At 29.7% G+C, this 26,818-nt stretch carries 40 protein-coding genes; 39 read left to right on the top strand and 1 reads right to left on the bottom strand.

Features of this window, described 5'->3' with window-relative positions; all coding sequences use genetic code 11:
• From KGF38_RS04025 to KGF38_RS03870, 33 genes are all read left to right on the top strand, one after another.
• The gene (locus KGF38_RS04025) at positions 1-180 is read left to right on the top strand and encodes a hypothetical protein (protein ID WP_054271819.1); all 180 of its coding nucleotides are present in this window, start codon (positions 1-3) and stop codon (positions 178-180) included.
• A gap of 78 nt (positions 181-258) precedes the next feature.
• Complete coding sequence (locus KGF38_RS04020; protein WP_074105478.1) at positions 259-444, top strand: hypothetical protein; 186 nt, start codon at positions 259-261, stop codon at positions 442-444.
• 22 nt (positions 445-466) lie between these two features.
• On the top strand, positions 467-682 hold the full coding sequence (locus tag KGF38_RS04015) for a DUF3850 domain-containing protein (protein WP_227832203.1): 216 nt from the start codon (positions 467-469) through the stop codon (positions 680-682).
• A gap of 21 nt (positions 683-703) precedes the next feature.
• Positions 704-958 carry a hypothetical protein gene (locus KGF38_RS04010; protein ID WP_223195876.1) on the top strand — a complete coding sequence of 85 codons (255 nt, stop codon included), beginning with the start codon at positions 704-706 and terminating at the stop codon, positions 956-958.
• On the top strand, positions 948-1,355 hold the full coding sequence (locus KGF38_RS04005) for a RusA family crossover junction endodeoxyribonuclease (RefSeq protein WP_227832202.1): 408 nt from the start codon (positions 948-950) through the stop codon (positions 1,353-1,355). The genes KGF38_RS04010 and KGF38_RS04005 overlap by 11 nt, the downstream gene beginning before the upstream one ends.
• Positions 1,356-1,368: 13 nt before the next feature.
• A complete protein-coding gene (locus KGF38_RS04000; RefSeq protein WP_227832201.1) occupies positions 1,369-2,094 on the top strand; it encodes an antA/AntB antirepressor family protein in 726 nt (241 codons plus the stop codon).
• Positions 2,095-2,195: 101 nt separating this feature from the next.
• Complete coding sequence (locus KGF38_RS03995; protein WP_021365848.1) at positions 2,196-2,678, top strand: hypothetical protein; 483 nt, start codon at positions 2,196-2,198, stop codon at positions 2,676-2,678.
• Between the two features lie 583 nt (positions 2,679-3,261).
• Positions 3,262-3,396, top strand: coding sequence for a hypothetical protein (locus KGF38_RS20335; protein WP_255626206.1), 135 nt, complete (start codon positions 3,262-3,264; stop codon positions 3,394-3,396).
• Between the two features lie 60 nt (positions 3,397-3,456).
• Positions 3,457-3,948, top strand: coding sequence for a ParB N-terminal domain-containing protein (locus KGF38_RS03990; RefSeq protein ID WP_227832200.1), 492 nt, complete (start codon positions 3,457-3,459; stop codon positions 3,946-3,948).
• A gap of 2 nt (positions 3,949-3,950) precedes the next feature.
• A complete protein-coding gene (locus KGF38_RS03985; RefSeq protein WP_227832199.1) occupies positions 3,951-4,718 on the top strand; it encodes a hypothetical protein in 768 nt (255 codons plus the stop codon).
• Entirely contained in the window at positions 4,712-5,344 is a 633-nt protein-coding gene (locus KGF38_RS03980; protein ID WP_227832198.1) for a queuosine precursor transporter, read from the top strand. The genes KGF38_RS03985 and KGF38_RS03980 overlap by 7 nt, the downstream gene beginning before the upstream one ends.
• A gap of 34 nt (positions 5,345-5,378) precedes the next feature.
• The gene (terS, locus tag KGF38_RS03975; protein WP_227832197.1) at positions 5,379-6,083 is read left to right on the top strand and encodes a phage terminase small subunit; all 705 of its coding nucleotides are present in this window, start codon (positions 5,379-5,381) and stop codon (positions 6,081-6,083) included.
• Complete coding sequence (gene terL / locus KGF38_RS03970; protein WP_227832196.1) at positions 6,076-7,485, top strand: phage terminase large subunit; 1,410 nt, start codon at positions 6,076-6,078, stop codon at positions 7,483-7,485. Before terS ends, terL begins: the two co-directional genes overlap by 8 nt.
• Before the next feature lie 28 nt (positions 7,486-7,513).
• Positions 7,514-8,869 (top strand): phage portal protein, encoded by a 1,356-nt coding sequence (locus KGF38_RS03965; protein ID WP_074178755.1) that lies wholly within the window; start codon positions 7,514-7,516, stop codon positions 8,867-8,869.
• Positions 8,870-8,881: 12 nt separating this feature from the next.
• Positions 8,882-10,300 carry a polymorphic toxin type 50 domain-containing protein gene (locus KGF38_RS03960; RefSeq protein ID WP_074178754.1) on the top strand — a complete coding sequence of 473 codons (1,419 nt, stop codon included), beginning with the start codon at positions 8,882-8,884 and terminating at the stop codon, positions 10,298-10,300.
• Entirely contained in the window at positions 10,293-10,490 is a 198-nt protein-coding gene (locus KGF38_RS03955) for a hypothetical protein (RefSeq protein WP_167650410.1), read from the top strand. The genes KGF38_RS03960 and KGF38_RS03955 overlap by 8 nt, the downstream gene beginning before the upstream one ends.
• 27 nt (positions 10,491-10,517) lie before the next feature.
• Positions 10,518-10,691: a hypothetical protein gene (locus KGF38_RS03950; RefSeq protein ID WP_227832195.1), complete on the top strand. Its 174-nt coding sequence runs from the start codon at positions 10,518-10,520 to the stop codon at positions 10,689-10,691.
• 117 nt (positions 10,692-10,808) lie between these two features.
• Complete coding sequence (locus KGF38_RS03945) at positions 10,809-11,408, top strand: phage scaffolding protein (RefSeq protein ID WP_227832194.1); 600 nt, start codon at positions 10,809-10,811, stop codon at positions 11,406-11,408.
• 22 nt (positions 11,409-11,430) lie between these two features.
• Positions 11,431-12,369 carry a hypothetical protein gene (locus tag KGF38_RS03940; RefSeq protein ID WP_227832193.1) on the top strand — a complete coding sequence of 313 codons (939 nt, stop codon included), beginning with the start codon at positions 11,431-11,433 and terminating at the stop codon, positions 12,367-12,369.
• A 12-nt stretch (positions 12,370-12,381) separates the two neighbouring features.
• Positions 12,382-12,603, top strand: a complete 222-nt coding sequence (locus tag KGF38_RS03935; protein ID WP_227832192.1) for a Rho termination factor N-terminal domain-containing protein — start codon at positions 12,382-12,384, stop codon at positions 12,601-12,603.
• A 28-nt stretch (positions 12,604-12,631) separates the two neighbouring features.
• Positions 12,632-12,976 (top strand): phage head-tail connector protein, encoded by a 345-nt coding sequence (locus tag KGF38_RS03930; RefSeq protein ID WP_227832191.1) that lies wholly within the window; start codon positions 12,632-12,634, stop codon positions 12,974-12,976.
• Position 12,977: 1 nt separating this feature from the next.
• The gene (locus tag KGF38_RS03925; RefSeq protein ID WP_227832190.1) at positions 12,978-13,328 is read left to right on the top strand and encodes a hypothetical protein; all 351 of its coding nucleotides are present in this window, start codon (positions 12,978-12,980) and stop codon (positions 13,326-13,328) included.
• The gene (locus KGF38_RS03920; RefSeq protein ID WP_227832189.1) at positions 13,329-13,739 is read left to right on the top strand and encodes an HK97 gp10 family phage protein; all 411 of its coding nucleotides are present in this window, start codon (positions 13,329-13,331) and stop codon (positions 13,737-13,739) included.
• A gap of 7 nt (positions 13,740-13,746) precedes the next feature.
• The gene (locus KGF38_RS03915) at positions 13,747-14,202 is read left to right on the top strand and encodes a DUF6838 family protein (RefSeq protein ID WP_227832188.1); all 456 of its coding nucleotides are present in this window, start codon (positions 13,747-13,749) and stop codon (positions 14,200-14,202) included.
• The gene (locus tag KGF38_RS03910) at positions 14,203-15,273 is read left to right on the top strand and encodes a phage tail sheath subtilisin-like domain-containing protein (protein ID WP_227832187.1); all 1,071 of its coding nucleotides are present in this window, start codon (positions 14,203-14,205) and stop codon (positions 15,271-15,273) included.
• 15 nt (positions 15,274-15,288) lie between these two features.
• The gene (locus KGF38_RS03905) at positions 15,289-15,720 is read left to right on the top strand and encodes a phage tail tube protein (RefSeq protein WP_227832186.1); all 432 of its coding nucleotides are present in this window, start codon (positions 15,289-15,291) and stop codon (positions 15,718-15,720) included.
• A gap of 29 nt (positions 15,721-15,749) precedes the next feature.
• A complete protein-coding gene (locus tag KGF38_RS03900; RefSeq protein ID WP_227832185.1) occupies positions 15,750-16,217 on the top strand; it encodes a phage tail assembly chaperone in 468 nt (155 codons plus the stop codon).
• A gap of 35 nt (positions 16,218-16,252) precedes the next feature.
• Positions 16,253-16,390 (top strand): hypothetical protein, encoded by a 138-nt coding sequence (locus tag KGF38_RS03895; protein ID WP_162495475.1) that lies wholly within the window; start codon positions 16,253-16,255, stop codon positions 16,388-16,390.
• A 3-nt stretch (positions 16,391-16,393) separates the two neighbouring features.
• On the top strand, positions 16,394-19,249 hold the full coding sequence (locus KGF38_RS03890; protein WP_227832184.1) for a phage tail tape measure protein: 2,856 nt from the start codon (positions 16,394-16,396) through the stop codon (positions 19,247-19,249).
• A 74-nt stretch (positions 19,250-19,323) separates the two neighbouring features.
• Positions 19,324-20,082, top strand: coding sequence for an SHOCT domain-containing protein (locus KGF38_RS03885; protein ID WP_227832183.1), 759 nt, complete (start codon positions 19,324-19,326; stop codon positions 20,080-20,082).
• 54 nt (positions 20,083-20,136) lie between these two features.
• Positions 20,137-20,334: a hypothetical protein gene (locus tag KGF38_RS03880; RefSeq protein ID WP_227832182.1), complete on the top strand. Its 198-nt coding sequence runs from the start codon at positions 20,137-20,139 to the stop codon at positions 20,332-20,334.
• Between the two features lie 17 nt (positions 20,335-20,351).
• Positions 20,352-20,990 (top strand): LysM peptidoglycan-binding domain-containing protein, encoded by a 639-nt coding sequence (locus KGF38_RS03875; RefSeq protein ID WP_227832223.1) that lies wholly within the window; start codon positions 20,352-20,354, stop codon positions 20,988-20,990.
• A 5-nt stretch (positions 20,991-20,995) separates the two neighbouring features.
• Entirely contained in the window at positions 20,996-21,277 is a 282-nt protein-coding gene (locus KGF38_RS03870; RefSeq protein ID WP_227832181.1) for a hypothetical protein, read from the top strand.
• Here KGF38_RS03870 and KGF38_RS03865 read toward each other — a convergent pair whose 3' ends face one another.
• Positions 21,278-21,478 (bottom strand): hypothetical protein, encoded by a 201-nt coding sequence (locus KGF38_RS03865; RefSeq protein ID WP_074178739.1) that lies wholly within the window; start codon positions 21,476-21,478, stop codon positions 21,278-21,280. It lies immediately after the preceding gene.
• A gap of 300 nt (positions 21,479-21,778) precedes the next feature.
• On the opposite strand from KGF38_RS03865, the gene KGF38_RS03860 reads away from it, so the two are divergent.
• From KGF38_RS03860 to KGF38_RS03835, 6 genes are read left to right on the top strand one after another with little or no spacing between them, the layout of a single operon-like run.
• Positions 21,779-23,287, top strand: a complete 1,509-nt coding sequence (locus tag KGF38_RS03860) for an NlpC/P60 family protein (RefSeq protein WP_413926746.1) — start codon at positions 21,779-21,781, stop codon at positions 23,285-23,287.
• 15 nt (positions 23,288-23,302) lie between these two features.
• Positions 23,303-23,629, top strand: coding sequence for a DUF2577 family protein (locus KGF38_RS03855; RefSeq protein WP_227832179.1), 327 nt, complete (start codon positions 23,303-23,305; stop codon positions 23,627-23,629).
• A complete protein-coding gene (locus KGF38_RS03850) occupies positions 23,629-24,060 on the top strand; it encodes a DUF2634 domain-containing protein (RefSeq protein WP_227832178.1) in 432 nt (143 codons plus the stop codon). The genes KGF38_RS03855 and KGF38_RS03850 overlap by 1 nt, the downstream gene beginning before the upstream one ends.
• Positions 24,053-25,108, top strand: coding sequence for a baseplate J/gp47 family protein (locus tag KGF38_RS03845; protein ID WP_227832177.1), 1,056 nt, complete (start codon positions 24,053-24,055; stop codon positions 25,106-25,108). The genes KGF38_RS03850 and KGF38_RS03845 overlap by 8 nt, the downstream gene beginning before the upstream one ends.
• Positions 25,105-25,713 (top strand): putative phage tail protein, encoded by a 609-nt coding sequence (locus KGF38_RS03840; protein ID WP_227832176.1) that lies wholly within the window; start codon positions 25,105-25,107, stop codon positions 25,711-25,713. Before KGF38_RS03845 ends, KGF38_RS03840 begins: the two co-directional genes overlap by 4 nt.
• Before the next feature lie 7 nt (positions 25,714-25,720).
• The gene (locus KGF38_RS03835; RefSeq protein WP_413926744.1) at positions 25,721-26,815 is read left to right on the top strand and encodes a phage tail protein; all 1,095 of its coding nucleotides are present in this window, start codon (positions 25,721-25,723) and stop codon (positions 26,813-26,815) included.
• Positions 26,816-26,818: the final 3 nt, after the last annotated feature.

The following is a 26,818-nucleotide window of genomic DNA, read 5'->3' as shown; positions in this document are numbered from 1 at the left end:
ATGAATAAAAGAATCAAATTAAAAAAAAGAATACTTCATAAAAAATGTGATGAAAGATGTGCCAATTATGACTTTGTAATTAGTAATAAGCTTATAACTTGTAATGTGTGTATAGGATGCAGATACAAAGAAAATATGGATAAAATATGTCAAGAAAACTATAAGGAATTAAGAAAATAAAATAAATAGTCAAGGTAAGTTTGTGAATGAAACTAGAATGTTATAGACTTACTTTGACTTATAAAAGGAGTCGTCGATATGGTTATTACAGAATTTAAAGTAACTTGGCAGACAACTAGAGAATGGGAAAAAGGGAACATATACAGCTCTATATTTAATGATTTAGAAGAAGCAAGAGCTTTTAAAAAAGATGAGGAAAATATAAAAGAAAATTATAATGTAAAGCTTTTAAGTAGAGCTATAGTAGAAATTGAAATAGACTAAAACTTTTAAAGGGTGTGAGCTTATGATACATGAATTGCAGATAGCTTCTAGTACTTTTAAAGATGTAATTAAGAATAAAAAACAAATTGAAGTAGAGCATACAGTAGATTTTAAAGCAGGAGATACAGTTATATTACAGTCATTTAAAGATAAAAAATTTACAGGAATTGAAGTAAACAAAGAAGTTGAGTATCTTATTAAATTGGGAAATGGTTATGTTGAGCTAGGAATAAAATAAAAATTTAAGGAGGAAGAGTAAATGTTAGAATTAATGAATTTGATGAAGAATTCAATGCTTGAAGAATTAAAAAAAACTAATAATAAATTTAAATGTGTAGATGAAGATTTATTGTATGATAAAGTACAGAATTTAGATTATTTGCAAATATTTGAAGTACATGACTGTATGATAAAGTTAATTTCTATGAAAGAAACAAATGAACAATTAAAAAAACTTAAGTTAGAAAACTTTTTAGATAGCCTTAATTTCAAGGGAGATAATTTTGAAAGTTAATTTTGTAATAGATGGAGAGCCAGTTGGTAAGGAAAGACCAAGAATGAATACTTATGCTAAAAGAACCTATACCCCTAATAAAACTAAAAATTATGAAGAATTAATAAAATGGCTATATCAATCTAAAGTTAAACATTACTTTGAAGGTTATATAAAAATGACTTTAAGGTGCTATTATTCTATAGCTAAAAGTAACAGTAAAAAAGTTAAAGAACAGAAAAGAAATAATGTGTTAAGACCTAGTAAGAAACCCGATATTGACAATGTTGTTAAGATTGTGGCTGATGCACTTAATGAGATAGCTTATAAGGATGATACACAGATAGTTGAGGTTGTAGCTAGTAAGTATTATAGTGATAAACCAAGAATTGAGATTGAATTAGAAGAAATTTTATAGGAGGAGTATAAATATGAACGATATTATGATAAATGAAAACTTAAGAGTTGTAGCAGATGATTTGGTTACAGTTTATGAAACTGATACAGGAGAGAAAATAGTTTTTGCTAGAGAACTACATAATAACTTAGAAGTTAAGAGACAGTTTATAGACTGGATTGAAGATAGGATTAAACAATATGGATTTAAGGAAAATGAGGATTATTCAGTTTTTCATAAAAATGTGAAAAACTCAAATGGTGGTAGACCATCTAAGGAATATGTATTAAAGCTTGATGTAGCAAAAGAACTTGCTATGGTACAAAACAATCATAAAGGAAGGGAAATAAGAAGATACTTTATAAGATTAGAGAAGTTACTCAATAGAACCTTATCAAATTCACAACTTAGTCAAATTAATACTATTGTTAATGAATCATTGCTTAAAATGGATGCTAAACATAATATACAAATGGAACAACTTAAAAAAGAGTGTTCAGAATACTATAGACCAACATCCAAAACCAAATATGATATATCTTCTTATATAAAAGAAAGATTAGGTATATCAAAAGTTAATGAAGAATTTGAACTTGTCAAGAAAAGAACTTTATTAGTATTAGGTGCTGATAAATGGGAGGATATACCAAAAGATGTGTTACTTAATTCATTAAATTTAATAGATGAATCAATTAGAATTATAAAGTCTGAAAGAAAAACAAATCAGATTAGTTTCTTTGAAAAAGATAATTTCTGTTAATTAAAGAAAAAAGGAGTGCTTTCACACTCCACTTGTCAAAAATATAAAACTTTTATATACAAGATTATTATAACATAAATAAATAATAGGAGTGTGAAAGTATGAATAAAAAGACACTATTCCAAGAAGTTGAGGGAAGATTATATAACTATAAAAAATTAGAAAGTCAAATAAGAATAAAAGATATATATATTAAAAAGTTAGAAAACGAGTTTTGTGGATGTAAGGCTCAAAGTTATGAAGAAAAAACAGGACCTACTTATAATATAAGTTCAAGCGTGGAAAATGAAGTTATTAAAAGAGAAGAAGATTTAAATAGACTAAAAGAAGATAAGAAAACACTAGAGATTGAAAAGGAAACTATAGAATGTGCATTAACAAGTCTAAATAGCTTTGAAACAGAGTTTTTCAATGAAATGTACATGAACAATGAAAAAATAAATATGGATTATATGTCTAATGCTATGCACATAGATAGAAGTCATTGCTTTAGAATAAGAAAAAGAATAGTTTGTAAGATTATGGATATGTTATATCCGAAGATAAAAGAGTTTGAATTACCCATTTTTTCATGGAAAGCTTAAAAATGAGACTATTTTGAGACTTTTTGGAGACTATCGTGAGACTTTTTATTGGCAAAAACATGAGATAATAATATTGTGGAAATAAAGATTTCCCTCTCAAAACTAAATATATATTAGGCTAGGGTTAAGGGATTGCCCTAGCCACTATTCAATAATAGAGAAAGTAATAATATATTTGCGAATATGTTATAGATAAAAAAGGATGCCAAAATTGCACGCTCTATTATTATAAAAGGCTTAGATGTCAGCGACAGAAAGTCTTTTATGTGAACAGACTAGGCAGGGCGTGAGGACGCTGTTAGTTCAATTCTAACTATGTTCAAAAGGTATTAATACACTATATGTAGATATGCTGGATTAAAACGGAATTTAATTCAAATGTCTAAAGGAGTGGGGCTTGGTAACCTCACTCAACATGCAGGTACTGGTGTTTAATCTAAGTTCGATTCTTAGAACTTGCAACATAATATATACCTCCCCCATAAAAAGGCTGAGTTAGGGTAAACTTAGCCTTTTATTTTTTAAAAGAAGGAAAATGAATTTAATTGTCGTATAAATTAATAAAAAAAGGATGTGAGGTAATATGGGGATATTAGAAGGTGCTCAATTAATTAGAGATATAGCGCAGAGAATTTCAAGAGAAAAAGGCGTAACAGAGCAAGAGGCATGGAATGAAGCTGTAAAAGAGTTTAAAGAAAAATATGAGTGTTTAGTTTAAAGAGTCATCTTTGTAGGTGGCTCTTTTATTATATTCAAAAATAAAAAAGGAGGTCTTAAATTGAACAAAAGAGAAGTTGTTTATCTTAATTTAGAAGATATAAAACCTTATGAAAATAATCCTCGAAACAATGATGAAGCAATAGAAAAGGTTATTAAATCAATTGATGAATTTGGATTTACGAACCCAATTTTAGTTGATGAAGATAACATAATAATAGCAGGTCATACGAGATATGAAGCGTCTAAACAATTAGAACTTAAACAAGTACCTTGCATAGTTCTAAAGAATCTAACAGAAGAGCAAATAAAAGCTTACAGGTTAATAGATAACAAGACTAATGAATATGCTAGTTGGGATTATAATAAATTAGTTGATGAATTATCTGACATAGTTAATATTGATATGAAAGAGTTCAATTTTAATATTAATGATTTTGAAGATTTAAGTATAAGTGATGAAGATTTTATATTAGATGAAGAATTAGAAGAAAAAGAGAAAAAAGGTAAAATGGTGAAATGTCCACACTGCAATGAGGAGTTTGAAATATAAAAATGAGGATATTTTTAGCAGCAACAAAAAGTGGAATGAATAAGGAGTTAAGATTAGAAACAATAGAGAAGTGTAAACCTTTATACATTTTAGAAACTTTTTTTAATAAAGAAAAAACGTGTTTGGAAGCTTTGCAAATAGTAGGAAATGAGAATTTTTTACTTGATAGTGGAGCTTTTTCTTTTATGAATGGTACAGAAATATCAAAAGAAGAAATGGAAAACTACATTAATAGATATATTAAATTTATTAATGACTACAATATAAAATATTTCTTTGAAGTTGATGTGGATGTGATATTTGGTTTAGAGCAAGTGGAGAAGTGGACTGAAAAAATAGAAAGTGAAGTAGGTAGACAATGTATACCAGTTTGGCATAAAACAAGAGGTGTGGAGTACTGGAAAAAACTATGTGCAACATATAAATATATTGCAGTTGGAGGATTTGCAATAAATGATATAAAAAAACAAGAGTATCCTTTAATACAAAAAATGGTTGAGTATGCTTATGCTAGAAATGTAAAAGTACATGGGCTAGGGTTTACTAAGACAAAGATATTAAAATCATTTAAATTTTATAGTGTTGATAGCAGTAGTTGGACTATAGGAGCAAGTATTGGACAACAATTATATACATTTAAAGATGAAGATATACATATAAGAAGGTTAGAAAAAGAAAGTAATAAGAAAACAGATTTAAAAAAATTAGTAGCTCATAGTATGTGCGAATGGGTTAAATATCAAAAATTCATGGATGGAGTGAGATGGTGAAAAGGACAGAAAGAAATTTAACATTATTAAATTGTGTATTTGTAACAAGTTTAGTGGTTTCTAATATTGTTGCAGGAAAGGTGATTGATATATTTGGGCTTATAGTTCCTGCCGCGGTTGTTGCATATCCGCTAACATTTTTATGCACTGATGTAATTGGAGAAATATGGGGTAAAGAAGAAGCTAACAGAACAGTCAAAAGAGGTATTTTAATGCAGTTATTCAGTCTTTTATTGATTGCAATAGCTATAGCCCTTCCAAGCGCAAGTTTCGCACAACAATATGGAAATAATTTAAAAGTAGTGTTAGGGCAGAATGTAAGATTTGTATTAGCTAGTTTAACCGCTTATATATTAGCTCAAAGTAATGATGTATTTATATTTCATAAGTTAAAAGATAAGTTTAATGGAAAGCATAAATGGTTAAGAAACAACGCTAGTACTATGTTAAGTCAACTAATAGACACAAGCATTTTTATTACGATTGGATTTTGGGGTACTGTACCAAGTCTAATAGTTATGATAATGAGTCAATATGTTGTTAAGTTCTTCTTAGCTTTATTAGATACACCATTCTTCTATTTACTGACAAGAGAAGAAACAAAAATAGATAAACAAGCTTCATAAATAAAAAAGTAAAAACGAATAACGAGGTGGTGATGTGGCAAAGGCTAGAAGTCCAAACAGAAATAAAGCTTTTGATATATTCAAAGAACATAATGGAAATATTGCAAATAGAGACATAGCAGAGCTATTAAATGAAAATGAAAAAACAATAAGCAACTGGAAATGCAGAGATAACTGGAATGTAGTACTACAAAAAGATAAATGTAGTACTACAAAGAAAAAAGGTGGTCAAAAGAATAATAAAAATGCTTTAAAAGATGGTATATATGAAAAAATATTCTTTAACACTTTAACAGATGAAGAAATTGAATTGATAAAAAGTGAAAATAAAGATGAAATACACAGACTTGAATTAGAAATAAGTTTACTTACAGTTAGAGAACATAGACATATGAAAAGAATAAAGCAGTATGAAGAAAAAGCTGATAAAATTACGCTAGAAAGCATAGACAAAAGAACTTTAAAGATAGAAGGTAATTTACTTAAAGACAATGAACAGACACAGACAGAGACTGTCACAAGGGCTGTTTCTATATTTGAAAGAGTGCAAAAGCTAGAAGCTGAATTAACTAAAATTCAAGATAAAAAAAGAAAGTGTATTGAGACATTAGAGAAAATGAAGATAGATAGAAAGAAATTTGAATTAGAAAATAATAATCTAGGTCAAAATGAAAGTGAAAATATGTTTAAAGAGCTGTCTTTAGAGGAGTTGAAAAAGTTGGCGAATTTAGATGATTGATAATAAGTTAATAGCACTAGAAGCTAAGAAGGAACTTGCAAGACGTGAGTTCTTTTATTTTTGCAATTTATTAGCTCCAAACTTTTATAAAAAAGATAGAAATTATTTAGTTGAAACCTGCAATAAGCTTCAAGACTTCTACTATTCAGATGATGAAGTTTTAATTATAAATATGCCACCTAGACATGGGAAAAGTCGAAGTGCAAGTTTATTCGTAGAATGGATTTTAGGTAAAAATAAAAATGAAAAAATAATGACTGGTAGTTATAATGAGACTCTTTCGACTATGTTTTCAAAGAATGTTAGAAATGCTATTCAAGAAGAAAAAGCTGATATAGACACTATCATTTACAACGATATATTTCCTAATACAAAAATCAAACATGGTGATGGAGCTATGAATTTATGGTCGTTGGAAGGTGGTTATAATAATTATTTGGCAACGTCTCCGAGTGGCACAGCAACAGGTTTTGGGTGTTCTCTTATGATTGTAGATGACTTAATTAAAAATGCAGAGGAAGCTTATAATGAGAATGTTTTAGAAAAACATTGGGATTGGTTTACTAATACTATGCTATCAAGGCTTGAAGAAGGTGGGAAAATAATAATTATAATGACTAGATGGTCTAGTAAGGACTTAGCTGGTAGAGCATTAGAACATTACAAAGAAGAAGGTAAGAAAGTAAGACATATTAATATGAAAGCATTACAGGAAGATGGAAATATGCTTTGTGAAGAAGTATTATCTTTAAAGAGTTATAAATCTAAAGTGAGAGCTATGGGCGAGGATATTGCGAGTGCTAACTACCAGCAAGAGCCTATTGACCTTAAAGGATGCTTGTACACTAGATTTAAGACATATGACAAGCTTCCTACTGATGATGAAGGCAATCTACTATTTACATCTATTAAAGCTTATGTAGATACAGCAGACGAGGGAGCAGATTACTTATGTTCTATAGTTTATGGAGTATACAACAAAGAAGCTTATATATTAGATGTTTTATATACTAAGGAAAGCATGGAAATAACAGAGTATAAGACAGCTAAGATGTTTCATGATAATGAAGTTAACAAAGCTGATATAGAAAGTAATAGTGGTGGTAGAGCTTTTGCAAGAAATGTACAAAGAATATTGAAAGAAAAGTTTAAAAGCAATAAAACGATTATTAAATGGTTTCATCAGTCGAAAAATAAAAATGCTAGAATTTTATCTAATAGTAGTTGGGTAATGGAACATATATATTTTCCAATTAATTGGAGAGATAAGTGGATAGAGTTTTATAAGGCTATGGTGAGTTATCAAAGAGAAGGTAAGAACAAACATGATGATGCACCAGACGCTTTGACAGGGGTTGCAGAAAAGGCACTGAAAGGTCAAGGATTATCAGTATTTAAGTAATAATTTAAGTAATATAGGTGGTGGTGATGTGGAGTTAGAAAAAATAAGAGCAATAATAAGTGCTGATATATCTAGAAGGCAAGAGATATTACAGGCTAAATCATATTATTATAATGAAAATGATATATTGAAAAAGGGTGTAGTTGTACAAAACAGAGATGAGAATCCTCTTAGGAACGCTGACAATAGAATCAGTCACAACTTTCATGAAATACTTGTAGATGAGAAAGCTTCTTATATGTTCACCTATCCAGTTCTTTTTGACATTGACAATGACAAAGAATTGAATGAGAAGGTAACAGATGTTTTAGGGAATGAGTTTACTAGAAAAGCTAAGAATTTAGCAATAGAAGCATCAAATTGTGGTACTGCATGGCTTCATTATTGGATAGATGAAGAATATAGCAGGGAACAGGTAATCAGCCAAAAATTTAAATATGGTGTAGTTAATACAGAAGAAATCATACCAATTTATAAAAATGGGATTGAAAGAGAGTTAGAGGCTGTAATAAGATATTATGTCCAGTTAGAAGATGTAGAAAATCAAATACAAAAGCAGGCATATACTTATGTTGAATTTTGGACAGATAAAATATTAGATAAATATAAATTTTTTGGAGTAACATGTTGTGGTTCTCAAATAGAGCATATAACAGTACAACATAGATTTAATTCAGTTCCTTTTATTGAATTTGCTAACAACATAAAAAAACAAAGTGACTTATCAAAATATAAATCAGTGTTGGATTTATATGATAAAATAATGAGTGGGTTTGCAAATGATTTAGAGGATATACAGCAAATAATATACATCTTAGAAAATTATGGTGGAGAGGATACAGCACAATTTTTAAATGAATTGAAGAGATATAAAGCAATAAAAACTGAAACAGATAGCGAAGGCGATAGTGGTGGTCTTAAAACTATGCAAATAGAGATACCTGTTGAAGCTCGAAAGGTGATATTAGAGATACTTAAAAAACAAATATATGAAAGTGGTCAAGGGCTACAACAGGATACTGAAAATTTTGGTAATGCAAGTGGTGTAGCACTTAAATTCTTTTATAGAAAGTTAGAATTAAAGTCTGGACTCCTTGAAACCGAGTTTAGAACCTCTTTTGATAAGCTAATTAAGGCTATACTATATTTTTTAGGAATTACAGACTATAAAAAAATACAACAGACTTATACAAGAAATATGATGTCTAATGACTTAGAGGATGCAGATATAGCGACTAAGTCAGTTGGAATAATACCAACTAAAATTATTTTAAGACATCACCCTTGGGTTGATGACCCCGAAGAAGCTGCTTTACTTTTAAGAGAAGAAAAGAAAATACAAGCTTCAAAAGTATCTGATGATTATAATAACTTTACTGAATAGAGGTGAAGTTATTTGAATAATAATATTGAGTACTGGAAAGAAAGAGAAAAGCAAAGATTAAATTCAAGATTGAAAGAAGAAAAAGAGGTATTAAAGGAACTAGATAAACAATATAAAATTGCAATGAAAAATATAGAGAAAGAAATTGCTAATTTATTTTATAAATATGCCGAACAGAATAAATTAACATATGCAGAAACACAAAAATATTTAACTAATAATGAATTTAACACATGGCGCATGGACATCAAACAATATATTAAATTAATAGAACAAACAAGTGATGAAAGATTACTGTTAGAGCTTAATACATTAGCTATGAAAAGCAGAATAAACAGGTTAGAAGAACTATTCTACCAAATATCTAAAGAGATAAATAATACATTCGACATTCAAAATAATAGAGTAGAAAAGCTATTAGAAGAATCTGTGAAAGATAGTTACTATAAGAGTATATATGAAACTCAAAAACACGTTGGTGTTGGGGTAAGCTTCACTAAGCTTGATAGAGAAGCTTTAAAGGATATAATTACATATCCTTGGAGTGGTAAAAACTTTTCTCAAAGGATATGGAAAAACAGAGATTTATTAAGTGAAGTTATCAAAGAAGAAATTACTCAAATGGTTATAAGAGGGGAAAGCTTGAAAAATATTGCTAATAGAGTGTCTCAGAGAATGGACTCTAGCTATGAAAATGCAATAAGATTAGTTCAAACTGAACATTCTCATTTTATGTCAGAAGCTGATAAAAGAGCATATGAAAGTCAAAGAGTAGATAAATATCAATTCTTAGCTACATTACAGGATAACACTTGTAAAAGATGTAGAAATGTAGATATGAAAGTATATTTAGTTAAAGAAGCTAAAGAAGGAGAAAATTATCCTCCGATACATCCAAGATGTCGCTGTACAACTATCCCTTATTTTAAACATGAAAAAGGAGAAATAAGAACAGCACGACTGCCAAAAGGTAAAACGTATGAAGTTCCTTCCGATTTATCATATAATGAATGGTATAAAAAACACGTTGAAGTTGCCATAAATAGAGAGAAGGAAAATAAAAATAATGTTATAATAAATAATATAAGGAAGGATATAAAAGATGGCAAATATAATCTAAATATTCATAATGGCAAACAAGGAAAGCATTTTAAGGACCACAATAATTATACAGAAGGTAGGAGCTACTTAACAATATCAAAAGAAGAATCTCAAGAACTCATTAACAAGTATGCAGGTACAGGAATATTAGAACTTGATAGAAATGGTAAGTTTAAAAATAAAGAATTAATAACATGTGAAAAAAATATAGGTGTAAATATAAGCAATCTAACAAGAGAAGAAACGAAAACTAATAAGTTTTATATACACTATAGTAAAAATGGTACTCATATAGTGCCAACAATGAAAGGAGTTGAAAAGGATGAGTAAAAATTTAATTAATTATATGAGTGAGAAGGTTAAAATTATAGATATAGACAATAAAGAATGGATTGGTTATGTAAAAACTTATACACCAGCTATAGACAGTGATAATGAAATAGATGAGATTGGCTTAAAACAAAATGATTGTTTAGTATCTTTCCAAGAGGATGAAATAAAAAGTATAGAAGTTATATAGAAAGCACTTGCTAAGTTTAAATAGTAAGTGCTTTTATTGTGTAAATTTGCTATTATTGAGGGTTTACAGTATCCAAGGGATATAGCGTATGAGGGGATAAAATTAAAAAAAGAAAATAAAGCTAATATAGATAAAGTTTCTGATGAAATTTTAAAGAAAGTAAAAGAAGAACTAAATAAATCATCAGATAAAAGTCTATAAAGGCTTTTTTATTTTGCTCTTTTTAAAAAAGTTGCAGAGCATAAAGAACAAAGTAACTCCTTTAGTTGGAGAACAACTATAAAAATCTATGGAGAAATAAGAAGGGATGATGATTAAATGGAATGGTTAAGAAAAATATTGGAAAGTATTAAAATCGAAGAAAATAAGATTGATGTTGAGGAAATATTAAAAAGTGTTAATACTGAATTTCCCAAATATGCAGTACCTAAAGAAACTTTTAATAAAACAAATGAACAATTGAAAGAAGCTAACAAAGCTATTGAAAGCTTTAATAGCAAAATGACTCAAGAAGATTTAGAAAAGATAAAAACAGAACATCAAGCACAAATAAAAAAGATAGAAGAAAATCATAAGATAGAAGTTGAGAAAATGCAAAATGAAAGCTTAAAGACAAGAAAATTAAGTGCTGTTGAGAAAGCTTTATTAACCAACAAAGCTAAACACACTGACTTACTAACAAATAAGTTTGACTTAGAAAAAATAAGTGTAGGTGAAGATGGAAAGGTAGTAGGTATAGAGGAACAGTTAAAAGAGTTACAAGAAAGCTACAAAGATTTGTTTGAATCTAATGCTACTGAAACTACTAAACAAACAAATGCACAGTCTTTTTATAAATATGTACCAGGTGGTACTAGTAATACTTCACAAGAGATTACAGCAGAACAAATAAAAGCAGCAGTAAATGGACAAATATAATTAAAATAAAGGAGATGTTAAAATGGCAAATACAATAGAATATGCACCAATTATACAACAAACACTTGATGAATCAGCAATACAAACACTTCTAACAGGGTGGATGGATGCTAATGCAGGAAAGGTAATATATAATGGAGGAAAAGAAATAAAAATACCTTCTCTAGAAGTCGATGGACTAGGGGATTATAACAGAGGTTCATCAGAAGGATATGCTGATGGAGATATAAAGTTTGGTTATGAAACTAAAACTATGACACAAGATAGAGGGAGAAAATTTACAATAGACCCAAATGATGTTGATGAAACTAATTTTACATTAACTGCAAGTAATATAATGGGTAAATTTCAAAGGACGAAAGTAGTTCCCGAAATAGATGCTTATAGACTTAGTAAGTTAGCTACAGTAGCTATAGGGGTTGAAAATGATACCAATGTAGAATATGGATATACACCAGATAAAGAGACTGTTATAAGCAAAATAAAAAGAGGAATAAAAATAATAAGAGAAACTGGATATATCGGAGAACTTGTAGTACATTTAACTTATGATACATTAGAAGCCATAGAAGAAAAAGTATTAGATAAATTAACAGCTATTGATTTTAGCAAAGGAGGAATAACTACAAAAGTACCAACGATAGACTTTTGTCCGTTGCTAGTCACACCTCAAAATCGTATGTATTCATCTATAACTTTATATGATGGGAAAACGGAAGGTCAAAGACAAGGTGGGTATGTAAAAGGTACAAAAGCTCTTGATTGTAATTTTATAATAGTAGGTAGAGACATTCCTATAGCTGTAACAAAACAAGACCAAATGAGAATTTTTGACCCTTTAACTAATCAAAAAGCTAATGCTTGGTCTATGGACTACAGAAGATATCATGAATTATGGGTTACTAAACTTAGCTCTAACTTAGTATATGCTAACTTCAAAGATGCTAAACCAGTAGCCTAAAGGAGATAAATTATGTATAGATTAATAAGAGATAACATAGAAAAAATAGTTAATGATACATCCGAAAAAGAAAAGTTAATATATGATGGATTTAAGTTATTAGAAGATAAGAAAAATATTAATATAGAAAAATTGGGCATTGAAGAACTAAAAAACTTAGCAAAAGAAAATGGTATAGAAGGTTATTCAAAGCTGAAAAAAGATGAATTAATAGAGAAATTAAATAATATTTAGTTTCTCTATTTTTATTCGAGGTGATTAAATGCTAGATAATATAAAATTAATTTTAAATTTAAAAGATGATACTTATGATAGTTTAATAGAGTTGTACATTAAAAAATATACTACTCTAGTTCTTGCATACTGCAATATAGAAACGCTTAATTCTACTCTTGAAGGTATTGTAGAGGATAAAGTTATTGTTAAGTTAAAAGAGACTGTATTAGTCAGTAGTGCTGATAATGGTAAAATTAGCTCAATTTCTCGTGGTGGTTATTCTGTAAATTATAATGTTGCAACAGCTAAAACAACAGATGAATTAATGGAAATAAAACTATCTCAAAAGGATAAGAATATTTTAAATAATTTTAGAAAAGTGAAGTGGTAACATGGCAGAAGCAGATATATTAGCATTAACTTATTTTTGCAAAATGACAATAAGAAGATGTGCAAGTATCAAAAATGAGGAGACAGGAGTTACAGATTTTAACGAGAATGTTGTAATTGCAGAAGGTGTACCTTGTGGCTTAAATGGAAATATACCTAATGTCATAGATACAGATATAACAAGTTCTATTTCAGCTTTTGAATTATATTGTAGACCTAAAATAGATTTGCAGGTTGGAGATATACTAGATATAACTTTAGAAAATGGGAATGTAGAAACTTTTATTGCATCTAAACCATTTCCTTATTCAAGCCACTTACAAGTCAATCTGACCCTAAAGGAAAGATATTAAATGATAGAATTTAACAGTCTAGACACATTAATAAGAGATTTAGAAAGAGAAGAAAGGGAAATGTCAAAGAACTTAAGAAGAGCTAAGAACAATATAGGTAATAAACTACTTAGAAAAGTAAAACCTAAAACACCAGTTGCTAAAGTTGATGGAGGAACAGCTAGAAAGAGCTGGAAATATAAAGAGCTTAATCTATTTGAGGGTGTAGTATCAAATAATATTGAATATATTTATCATTTAGAATATGGTCATAGAACTAGGCAAGGAACAGGAACTAGCGAAAACTATAGACCTAAACCTAATGGAATCAGTTTTGTACCAGGTGTATTTATGTTGGCAAGAAGCGTTGATGAAATGAGTAGTATAATTGATGATGAATTAAATCAGATAATAATAGATTTTTGGAACTAGAGGTGATATGTTGTTAAGCTACAAAGATATACTATACTCATTCACTAAAGAAATATCTAAAAATTTTAATGAAGATATATTTGTAGAAGGATATAACATACAAGACAATAAGAAGTCTTGTTTTTTTGTGCAGATATTGCCAGAAATGGCACAGACAGCGACTAAAAAGACTGATATAAAAAGTTTCTTAGTTGATATAAAGTATTTACCTAGCTGGAAAAAGAAAAAAACAGATTTATTTGACATTCTAAATAAATTAGAGAACATATTCACTAGAAATATAAAAGTAAAAGATAGATATTTAACTTTTAGCGAGAAAAATGTAAGTATAGAAAAAGATGAAATAGGAAATTATGTTCAATTTCTTATATCTATAAATTATCATGAACAAATTTATTTTGAAGAAGAAAAACATGAGTTGATGGAAGAATTAAATCTCATATTTAAAGGAAGGAGTGATTAAATGGCTGGATTAGTTAATATAAATATAGAATTTAAAGAACTGGCTACAAGCTTTATACAACGCTCCAAAGCTGGAATAGTAGCAATTATATTGAAAGATACAACAAAGATGTATAAAGAGCTTACAAGCGAAGAAGATATGCCAACTTCATTAAGTGATGATAATAAAAAATATGTTAAATACGCTTTTATAGGGGCTACTGATAATGAGAAGGTATTAAAACCAAGTAAAGTTATTATAAGTACTTTCTTAGAAGATGGAAAAGTTGAAGATACACTAGAAGAATTAGAATCTGTAGAATTTAATTATCTTTGTATGCCAGAAGCTATAGAAGCAGAAAAAACAAAAATTGTAACTTGGATTAAAAAGATAAGAGAAGAAGAAAGTACAGAAGCTAAAGCAGTACTAGCAAACATTAAAGCTGATAATGAAGCAGTTATAAACTTTACTGAAAACGTAACAATTAGTGGAGAGGAAATAACAGCAGAGAAATATACACCACGTATCGCGTCTCTTATAGCATCTACTCCAAGTACACAGTCAATTACTTATGCTCCTCTTAATGAAGTTGAATCTATTACAAAGATAGACAAAGCTAGTGCAGACGCTAAAGTACAATCGGGAGAATTAATACTAAGAAGACTGTCAGGAGCTATAAGGATTGCTAGAGGTGTAAATTCTCTTACAACTCTAACACAAGAAAAAGGAGAGATATTTCAGAAGATTAAGCTTGTTGATACTAAAGACTTAATAAGTAAAGATATAAAAAACATTTATGTAGAAAAGTATTTACGTAAATGTCCGAATACTTATGACAATAAATGTTTATTTATAGTTGCTGTACAATCTTATTTAACTGAATTAGCAAAACAAGAGTTAATTGACTCTAATTTTACTGTTGAAATTGATTTAGAGAAGCAAAAAGAATATTTAGAAAGTAAAAAAATAGATACAAGTAAAATGAATGATAATGAAATAAAGAATTGTAACACTGGTTCAAATGGATTTTATTTAATAAATTTAAAATTAGTAGATTCAATGGAAGATATAAATATAAGAGTTCAAATGTAGAAAGTAGGTGAAAAAATGGCTACAAGTTATGAATCAAATCAAGTAATGAATGGAACTTACGGAGAATGTTGGTTGGATGGTGTGCAAGTATCTGAATGTAAGGCTATGAAAGCTGAAATAAAACTAGATAAAGCTGAAATAGTAAAACCTAGAAAAATGATAAAAGGTCAAAAAGTAATAGGTGCTAGTGCAGAGGGGTCTTTAACTTTATATAAAGTAGATTCAAGGATGTTAAGATATATAACTCAAATTATAAAAGAAGGTAAAGAACCTAAATTTACTATTGTTAGTAAATTAGATGACCCTGACGCATTAGGAGCAGAAAGAATTTGCCTAACTGGTGTAAGTTTTGACGGACTTTCAATCATAGATTGGGAAAATGGAAAAGAAGGAGAGCAAGAAGCATCATTTACATTCGAGGATTTTGATTTGCTTGATGCAGTATAAAAATAATTAAGGATAAAAGGAGAATTACTATGAGTGAAAATAAATTAGAAAAAGAAATGATAGATAAAAAAGAAGTGACAGAGGTAAAAAATGTTGTAGATTTGTTATTAAGTTTAGATGCTGATAAGGTAAAAATGCCATCTATAACACATACAATGTTTTGTAAGAAATTAGGAATAGATGTAAACTTTGAATGTAAAGCAGTAGAGCCAGAGTTTTTTGACGAGCTTCAAACTAGTGGTTTAAAAATAGAAAAAGGTTCTTTAAAGGATTTAGATAATTTTAAGATGAAATCTAATGTAATACTAGCATCATGTAATTTATTTAAAGATGATAAATTATTAAAACATTTCAAATCTCCAACACCAAAAGAATTGTTAAGAAGAATGTTACTTGCAGGAGAAATAAACGAATTATATGATAAAATTTGTGAATTAAATGGGTATAGAGATGATAACAAAAGAGATAAGGAAATAGAAGAAAAAATAAAAAACTAATCAAATCGGATGGAGAAATCAATTTAATGTATCTAATGTTTAGATACCATGATATGATGCCAGCCGATTTTTTTAAGCTTAAATATGGTGAAAAGCATGTAATTAGAGCTTTTATGTATCAAGAAATAGATGAAAGAATAGAAGAAATAAAGAGTTTTGGAAAGGGGCTATAGAGTATGTCAGCAGGTAGTAGAGCTTTAGAAGCTGTTATAAGAATGCGAGATGAAGCGAGTAGAACACTAAGACAAATTAGAGATGCTACTAGAGCCCTTCAAAGTCAAACAGACTCAACATCTCAAGCACAAGAAAGATTGCAAGAACAATTTAGAAATGTTAGTAATGCAGCTAAAATAGCAGGAGTAGGCATTGTAACTGGGATAGGGGCAGGACTTGTTTCAGCATCTAAAGCAGGTGCAGAATTCGAAACTGCAATGACTAAAACTTCGACAATGTTTGGTGACACTAAAGTAGATACAGAAAACTTGAATAATAAAGTATTAGAGTTATCTAAAAATACGGGAATTGCCGCATCTTCTATTGGAGAAAGTTTATACAATGCTTTATCTTCGGGCATTCCTGTTACAGAAAACATGGGTTCAGCAATGGATTTCATGACTAAAAATGCTAAATTATCTAAAGCAGGATTTACAGATATAGATACAGCTTTAACTGCAACAGCAAAGGTATTAAATGCTTACAAAATGGATGTATCCGAAACTGATAGAGTCCATAAAGTTATGATGCAGACACAAAATAAAGGTATCACTACCGTAAATGAGTTAGGAAGCTCTCTAGCAGGTGTAACACCAACAGCATCTGCAATGGGTGTATCTTTTGAACAAGTAGGTGCATCACTTGCAAATTTAACAGCACAAGGAACACCAACAGCCGAAGCTGTCACACAACTAAATGGGTTAATTGCTGAACTTGGAAAGAGTGGCACAATTGGGAATAAAGCACTTTTAGAAGCAGCAAAAGGAACTAAATATGCTGGTAAATCTTTCAAAGATTTGATGCAAGCAGGAGTTCCACTTAACACAGTACTTGATTTAATGGATAATAGTGCTAAAAAGAACAAAAAATCTTTAATAGATATGTTTGGAAGCCTTGAAGCAGGAAAAGCAGCACTAGCACTTAGTGGTCAAAATTCAGAACAATATACGAACAATTTAAAAGCTATGTCCACTCAAGCTGATGTTGTTGGAAGTGCATATGCGAAGATGTCTAATACATTAGAATCAAAAGTAGGTATATTAAAAGAAAGTTTCAAGAATCTAGGAATAGAGATATATAGCAAACTAAAAGAACCTCTTAAAAATGCAGCTGAAACAGGAATAAAATGTTTAAGTGACTTAGATAAACAGTTTTCAAGTGGGTCACTTAAAGCAGGCATTTCGCAAATTGCACAATCTTTTGGAGATTTAACATCTACAATTATAAAGGTTGCAACAAAGGCATTGCCAACTATGATTAAGAGTCTTAGTTGGGTTCTTAAAAATGGACCTACTATCGCTAGTATTTTTGTAAGTATAAAAACTGCTTCTATTATGACTAGTGTAGTAAAGGGAATAGTAACTTTGGTCAATGCTTGGAAGGCGGCTAAACGAGCAGCTATTGCTTATAGTATAGCATTAGCTTTTAGTAGTAGTGCAGGAACAACAGCCGCACTAGGCATGACGACTTTTCAAATTATAGTATCCGTTTTAACGGGAAAAATGAAAATTTTAACCGCTGTAACAACGTTATTTGGAAAAGCCAGCTTATTATTGGGGGGTCCAATTGGAGTTGTAATAGTTGCAGTAACCGCTCTCGTAGCAGGATTCTTAGTGCTTTGGAATACAAACAAAGGCTTTAGAGATTTTGTTATAAACGCTTGGAATAATATAAAAGAGACAGCAACAAAAGTTTGGGGTGGTATATGCAATTTCTTTACACAAACTATTCCACAAGCTTGGGAAAGTCTATGTACCAGTTTTTCAAATGCAGGACAGTGGTTTGGAGAAATGTGGAATAATATAAAACAAGCATTTATAAATGGTTGGAATGCCATTGTAGCTTTCTTTACTCAAACAATTCCATCATGGATAAATAACATTGGAATATGGTTTGGACAATTACCTGCAAAAATTGGTTATGGATTAGGATTTGCATTAGGGAAAATAATATCTTGGGGTATTTCTGTTTGGACTTACCTAGTTACAAATGTTCCGATTTGGATAAACAATGTTGTTACATTTTTTGCACAATTACCTAGCCGTATATGGACTTGGTTAGTAAGCACAGTACAAAAAATTGGGCAATGGGGTATGGCTATGATAACATATGCTCAAATCTACACTAGAATGATTATTAACAATATAGTAGTATTTTTCCAAACTCTACCTAATCGCGTATGGACTTGGCTTACAAATACAATTCAAAAAGTAGTAAGTTGGGGAAGTCAAATGGCAACTAAAGGTAAAGAAGGTGCTAAAAAATTAATTACTACAGTGGTAGACACCTTAAAATCGTTACCACAAAAGGTAGTGGACATAGGAAAAAATGTTGTTAAAGGGTTATGGAATGGTATAACTGGAGCTGGTGACTGGTTAAAAGGAAAAGTAAATGATTTTGCAAAAGGTGTAATAGATGGATTTAAAAATGGTTTTGGAGTACATTCTCCATCTGTTATAATGGAAAAAATAATAGGAATAAATCTACCAAAAGGAATTTGGGTAGGTATAAAGAAAGAGTTACCAAACTTAAAGAATAATATTAATAATGTAATTAGTAACCTAACACAAAGAATGTATAAACCACAAGAACTCGAAGAAAGTGACTATACTAGTAAATATAAAGAAGCTATAGCCCAAAGAACTGAACAAAATACTATTAATAAAACTGATAGTAAAACTACAAATAATAAAGAAAGTAATAGTATCACTATAAACATAAACTTAGGTGGTGTTACAGTTAAAGAAGAAGCTGATATGACTAAATTAACTAAGATGTTAGTTAGAGAAATACAGTTAGGAATAGCAGGTGGTGTGTAGAAACATGTACCCCTAAAACATGCTAGTATATGCTATAATCGTAGTATATATTAGTATGTTTTAGGGGGATAAATATGGGATTATTTAGTAGGAAAGAAAAAACAAAAGCAAAAGAACCATGTATAATTTGTGGAACTGATACAGATACTTTAAAAGTTTTAGATGGATATTTGTGCAAAGACTGTCTTGGAAAATGTAGAACAGAGTTGAGTTCTTTAGGTAAAGACCCTAAAAAAATTTCTAAAGATGAAATTCTTGAATGTATGGAAAGCAGTAAAGATGAGAATGGAAATTTTGTTGAAAGCGAATTAGTTATGCTAGAATATTTAGGTGGTCATCCTAGTTTAAATAAAGAGGAATTTATTTTTGCTGTAATTAAAGATAATAAAATATTGTTTAAAGTAGCAGGTAAAAATTCTAATGAAAAAATGGTTGATGTATTTGAAATCTTATACTCAGATATGAAAACAGTTTCTATTGAAAAAGAAGAAGAAGTTATTAGAAGATATACAGCCACTAGGATAGCTTTGTTTGGACCATTCGCTCTTGCAATGAAAAAGAAGCAAGTTAAAACAGAAGAATACTTAATAATAGAATGTAAAGATTTTATACTGTCTTTTAAGAAAAATGCAAATGTTTGTGCAACTATATATGAAAAATTAGTTGAATACAGAAATAATAACAAAAGTGAAGATATAAATAAACCTGTAGTTGAGGGAAATAATACTATTGACCCATTGCAGCAAATAAAAACATTAAAAGAATTATTAGACATGCAGGCAATTACAGAAGAAGAATTTAATGCTAAGAAAAAAGAATTATTAAATTTATAATATACAGAAAGCACTTACAAATATGTAGGTGCTTTTATTATGGAGGTGATTGTGATGAATAAAGACATAGAGTTCATTGGCTCATTAAAACGGTTAAGTTTTCTAATACAAGCAAAGGACAATTTAATTGAAGATATACATGAGTATTCAAACAATAAAGAAGATATTGCTAGGTATGAAAATTTGGATAAAGCTTTTGAAAAAACTATAATTGATGAAGCTAAGTTTTTAATATCTTTAGAAAAGATATAGAGGTGATGCAATTGGAAATGTGGATTAGACAAGCAAATGACACTTTTAGATTTCCTGTTTTCCCAGCTTCTTTTGAAATAAACAGTAAAGCAATAGTAAATACCTCTAATGTCTTGAAGACAGGAGAAATTGCAGTATTTGGAGGTGCAGGTTTAAGAACTACAGAAATATCTAGTTTCTTTCCCAAAAATGATGAAGCTAGTTACTGTGATTATACAGGTTTTCCAACGCCATATGACTGTGTAAATAAAATTCAAAAATGGATGAATGAAGGTTTCATATTAAGGTTTACAGTTACAGAAACAAATATAAATATGGAAGTAATAATTGATAGTTTTAAATATGAAGAAAAAGACTGTACAGGGGATGTGTATTTTACATTAAGTTTAAAAGAGTATAAAAGAATACAGATACCTAAACTTAATTCAGTTAGTACAAATACAAATTTATCATCCTCAAAAGATGTGCCAATCACAAAAGGTTTTGAAACTAAAAAACAAAGAACTCACAAAGTCGTCAAAGGTGATAATCTTTGGAGTTTGTCACAAAAATATTATGGAAATGGAGATTTATATGAAAAAATTGTTGAAGCAAATAAGGAATTAATTAAAACAGCTGACATAATAAAAGAGGGCTGGGTGTTAACAATTCCTTAAGTGAGGTGATAAAGTTGCAGAAAGTAAGAATAATACCAGAAAACTATGGTCTAACGAAAGAGGATTTAACAGAAAAAGACTTATATTGTATGGCAAAACATATTCAAATAAACGTTATAAAGAGATGTTTTAGAGAAGAAAATGATATATTAGACCCTTGCCAAACTTGTAAGTATGAAAGAGAATGTTTTAAAAGCGGATATGGTTATGCACACTGGGACACATTCATAAAATTATCAAAAATTACAGGAGTAAGAATGTGTCCAGGTGCAGGTTTTATAGACTAATTAATAAGTTTCTCTTCCTAGATTAGCCAAAGGACAGGATTTACCATCATAAGTACATTTTTCTTGTGAACAATTATGTCCCATGAATTTTTTACCAGGATTAAGCTCTCTAGGTTTATGTACTAAGAGAAATTTACAAGTAACAGTAATATCCTTTTCTAAAAAAGGGCAATAACCTGTTACAGGTTTGAAGTCATACATAAAAACACCTCCTTTCATGATATATTTTATCATTTTTGGTGGTGTTTTTATATGTGTAGAGTAAGTGAGGTGATTTTAATTAATAATATAAAATTACAGGTCCATATAAAAGATGGAGCTATATATAACATAACGGATATAGTTGAGAAAGTGACATGGTCAGGTGATTATAAGTCCCCATCAAGGACATTAGAGTTTTCTATAGTCCAGTCAGCTTCTGATATTAATTTTAGGCAAATAGATATACCTATAGCCAGTACAATTTGTTTCTATGTAGATGAGAAAGAACTTTTTAGAGGAATAATAATTAACAGGTCTAAAGACTCTAGTAATAATAGTATTAGTTTTGTATCTAAAGATATGGGATTTTTACTTACTCAAAGTGAGGTGTCATATAACTTTAAAGATAAGTTGGTTGAAGATATAGCAAAACAAGTATTTAATGACAATAAACTTGCAATAGGAAATATACCTAAGACTGGAGTAAAACATACAAAAATGTATATAGGTACAACTGGTTATGATACTATAATGAGCGCATATACAGAAGCTAGTAAAACAACTAAAAAAAAGTATATGATAGAATCTAATGTAGATAAATTTAATATCATTGAAAAAGGAACTGTTACATTAAATGTTATGTTTGAAGAAGGCTCTAATCTTATAAACACGAGTTTTTCAGAGAGTATGGAGAATGTAAAGAATAAGGTATTAGTTGTAGACCAGTATGGTAATAAGATAAGCGAAAAGGTCAATGATGAAATTTTTAAAGATGTTGGAGTAATCATGCAAAAAGTTATACAACAACAAGAAAATAGTACTGTAGATATAGAAAGTGAGTTCAAAGGAATAGAGCAGACTTGCAGTTTAAAAGGGTATGGTGATGTGACTTGTATAACTGGCAGAGGTGTAAAGGTTAAGGATAGCTACACAGGACTTGTGGGGCTATTTTATATAGACACAGATAAGCATAATTGGGACAGTAACGGAAATTATGAGATAGATTTAGATTTAAATTTCCAAAATATTATGGATGAAAAGACGGCAGGGCAAGATGAACAGAAGGAAGAAAGTTCTGATTTGAGTAGTGGCGAAGGTACACTAAATGGGAAAGAAGTAAAAGCAGAATTTACAGCTTATTATCCATCTAATGACCCACTTCAAGGAGGTTATTACCAGGCAATGGACAATAAGAGACTTGTCCCAAGCAATAATACTTGTGCTGCACCTAGTAAACTTAAATTTAAAACAAAAATTCAAGCAAAATGTCCCGGAACTAAAATTGATGGTAAAACTTATACAGTAACGGATAGGGGTGGAGCGATTGACTTAAAAAATGGAGTGTATAGAGTAGATATATTAATGTCTAGTGAAAAAGAATGTTATGATTTTGGAAGAAGAAAAGGAAGCATAATAATTGGAGATGGCACAGGATATACAAATGCAATAGGAAAGGCAAGTACAGTAATAGCAGAAGCTAAAAAGCATCTAGGTAAACCATATAAGTGGGGTGGAAATGGACCTAATAATTTTGACTGTTCGGGTTTAATGGTATATTGTTTTAAAAAAGTTAATGTTAATCTGCCAAGAACATCAAGACAACAAGCTACATCAGGGAAGAAAGTAGATGAAAAAAAATTACAAGCAGGTGATTTAGTGTTTTTCCACAACCCAGTTAGCCATGTTGGTTTATATATAGGAAATGGAGAATTTCTACATGCACCACAAGCAGGCGATGTAGTTAAAATAACCAAAACAAACAGTAGTTATTACACTAAAAATTTTGCTACAGCTCGAAGGGTTTTATAAAAGAGAGGTGATATAGTGGCTAATCCAATCAATGAATTTATAGGAATAATAAGAGAAGAAGGGAAACATTACAATGAACCTTCTTTTTTTATTGGAAAAGTTAAAGATAAATTACCAAATTTAAAAATAGAGACAAATAACATTATATTAGAAAAAGAAGATATTTTAATAGATAGTTGGATTCTTGATAGACAGATAGAAACATTTAACACAGAAACAAGTCAAGAACACAAACATGAAGTAAAAAATCCATTTATTGATAAATTTGAACTTGATGACACAGTAATAATGTTTAAAATAGGCGAGAAATTTGCTGTTGTAAGTAAGTTGGTGAGTTTATAATGTCTAACACAATTTTTCCTTTTATAGGAGTACCGACAGATTATGAAATACCGAAAACAGAAAAATTAGAATTATTTAGAGAAGTGGCTTGGAACTTTGAAAAAGATGAGCCTATTTTGGAAAATGGAGATTTTAAGATTGTTGAAGGAAATGAAGCTATAAAGGTGTGGGTGTATAAGTGTACAAAAACTAATAGATATGAACATGAGGTATATTCGTGGGATTATGGAACAGAGCTATCTGAATTGATAGGTCAAAAATACAGTAAAGGTCTTACAGAAAGTGAAGCATCTAGGTATATAAAGGAGTCTTTACTAGTTAATCCATATATACTAGATATTAATGTTGCAAATACAAAATTTACAGATGATTTATTAAGTGTAGATATACAAATTTCAACGATTTATGGGGAGGTGGAAGTTAATGTATAGTAGTCAAACATATGATGTTGTTAAAAGCAGAACTCTATCCAATATAGATTTAAATATCTATAAAGGCGAGGGTTCTTTTTTAAGTGATATGGTATCTCCTGTTAATAGTGAATTAGCAAAATTCTATATAGAACTTTCATATCTCCATAAAAAAGCTTTTATAGAAGATAACTTCGATGATTTTTTAGATAAGCGAGTAAATGAGTTTGGAGTATATAGAAAACTTGGGACAGAAGCAACTGGAGAAGTGACATTCGAAGGAAAGGTTGGGACAGTTATTCCAAACGGAGCAATTATTTCTTACAATGAACTATTATTCGTAGTTATTAAAGACATAGTAATTAGTTCGAAAATAGAACAAAATACAAGCCCTGTACAAGCGCTAGAGATTGGAATTAGATATAATATACCTGCAAATACTGAATTTAAGCTACAAGACGAAATAAACAGTATAACAAGAATTTATAATAATTTAGATTTTAAGGGTGGTACAGAAATAGAAACAGACGAAGAATTAAAAGAAAGATTCTGTAAGATACAGAAAAATCAAGCTACAAGTGGAAATAAAGCTCACTATGAAGCATGGGCTTTAGAAGTTGAAGGAGTATATAACGCTAAAATTTATCCAAGATGGGATGGGCCAGGAACAATTAAAGTTTTAATCTTTGGAGAAAATAATCAAGCTGTTGACTCGGAGGTAATTGAAAGATGTAGAGAGCATATTGAGGAAGAAATGCCAATAGGTCCTACATTAATTGTTCTAACTCCAACCGTTTTAGATATAAGCATAAGTGCAACCATAAAGCTAGAAGCAGGATATACACTAGATTTTGTAAAAGAAAGCTTCTTAGAGAGTATTAATAGCTATTTAATAAATGTTAATAAAGAAATAATTTACACTAAAGTAAGTGCAATACTTGCGTCTATTGAGGGCATACATGACTTTAGTAATTTACTATTAAATAATAAAGCTGAAAATATAGTATTTGAAGAGGACAAAGTACCAAGTGTTACAAATTTAGAATTTAGTGAGGTGGTAGTTCAATGAAATTAATTGATAAGCTACCTTTTTTTTATAACAATGATATTACTAGAAAAATACAAGATGCTTATGACATAGAACTGAGCACACTTAGAGAAACATATGACGATACATTCGACCAGTTTTTTGTAGATACAGCCACTTGGGGATTGGATTATTGGGAAAATATTTTATCTATTAAAAATAGATTTGATTTAAGTATAGAAGATAGAAGAAGTAATATAAAAGCTAAAATGCGTGGCAAGGGTACAACTACAATAGAAGTTATAAAAGTTATATCAGAAGCTTATACAAAGACTAATGTTGATGTAGAAGTATTTAGCAATCTATTTAGTTTTACACTTAGTTTTATAACAAATAATTGCAGTTATAACACTATTTTAGAGTTAGATAAGAAAATAGAAGAAATAAAACCTGCACACCTTGAACACAAATTCGAGAGGATATTATTTAATAAAAACGAGCTTTATACAGGTGCAGCAATTAGTACAGGAGAAACAGTTACAATATATCCTTATGTACCTAGAAATTTAGAAAGTTTTGGAGAAATAGCTATTTGTAGTGGAAATGATAGAGCATTAGAAAAAGTAACATTGTATCCTAAAAAATAGAAATGAGGTGATAAAATTGACAGAACAACAATATTTTACTCTAGTAACTGACATTGGTAAGGCAGCAATAGCAAATGCAAGTATTACAGGTGAAAAAGTAGATTTTGCAAAGATAAAAGTTGGAGATGGAGGAGGGAGTTCTTATACTCCAAATGAGAGTCAAACAGCACTAAAAAATGTGGTTTGGGAAAGTACACTTGAACATGCACAAGGAGATAAAGATAATCCTAACTGGGTAGTAATACAAAAATTCATACCTGGTGATGTTGGAGGATTTGAAATAAGAGAAGTTGGTCTATTTGATTCTAAAGACCAACTATTAGCGGTTTCTAGTTACCCAACAACATATAAACCTAAAGCAGATTCAGGGACTGTAAAAGAACTATTAATAAAAGTAATATTAGTTGTATCTAATGTGGCTAATATTAATCTAAAGGTAGACCCTACTGTTATACTTGCCACATTAAAAGATTTGCAGGACCTAGACTCTAAAATTGATACAACTAAAACAGAATTAACAAGCAACATAGAAACTGCTAAAACAGAGTTAAACACTAGAATTGACACAGAAAATGAGAAACAAAATATTAAAATTGACCAATTAATTGCAGGTGGTTCAAATGTTGCATACACTCAAAGGGTCGCAATTGATGATTGGGTGGAGGATGCAGAAAATGGATTCAAAGCAACTGTAACACATAGTTTGTTAACACAGAGAATAGTTGTAAATATTATAGATGCTACTACAAAAGAAAATGTAGTTACAAACTTTAAAATTATAGATGATAATTCTATAGAAATTAGAAGTGAGGTAAAAGTTGAATTAAATGTCTATGTGATAAATGGAAATGCAGAAACTCATTTTATTAATGCAACTGTGGATGATAACAGAGTGTCTGAAATGACTACTTATTCGTCTAAGAAAATAGAGGATTCTATTAGCAGTATACAGCTTATAGATACCAGTATAAGTATTACAGATGCTAATGATAGATTTACAAGTGATAAGTTAGATGGAGTATTAGAGGAAATAATGGTAGAAATAAGTGGTCAAAGAACTAAAGGAATAACTATAGTGAATAATTTAATAGATATGATATAAGCG

It is taken from the genome of Clostridioides sp. ZZV14-6387 (genome assembly GCF_020657835.1).
In the GTDB taxonomy this organism is placed as follows: domain Bacteria; phylum Bacillota; class Clostridia; order Peptostreptococcales; family Peptostreptococcaceae; genus Clostridioides; species Clostridioides difficile_A.
This window is presented reverse-complemented; position numbering and strand designations above follow the sequence as displayed.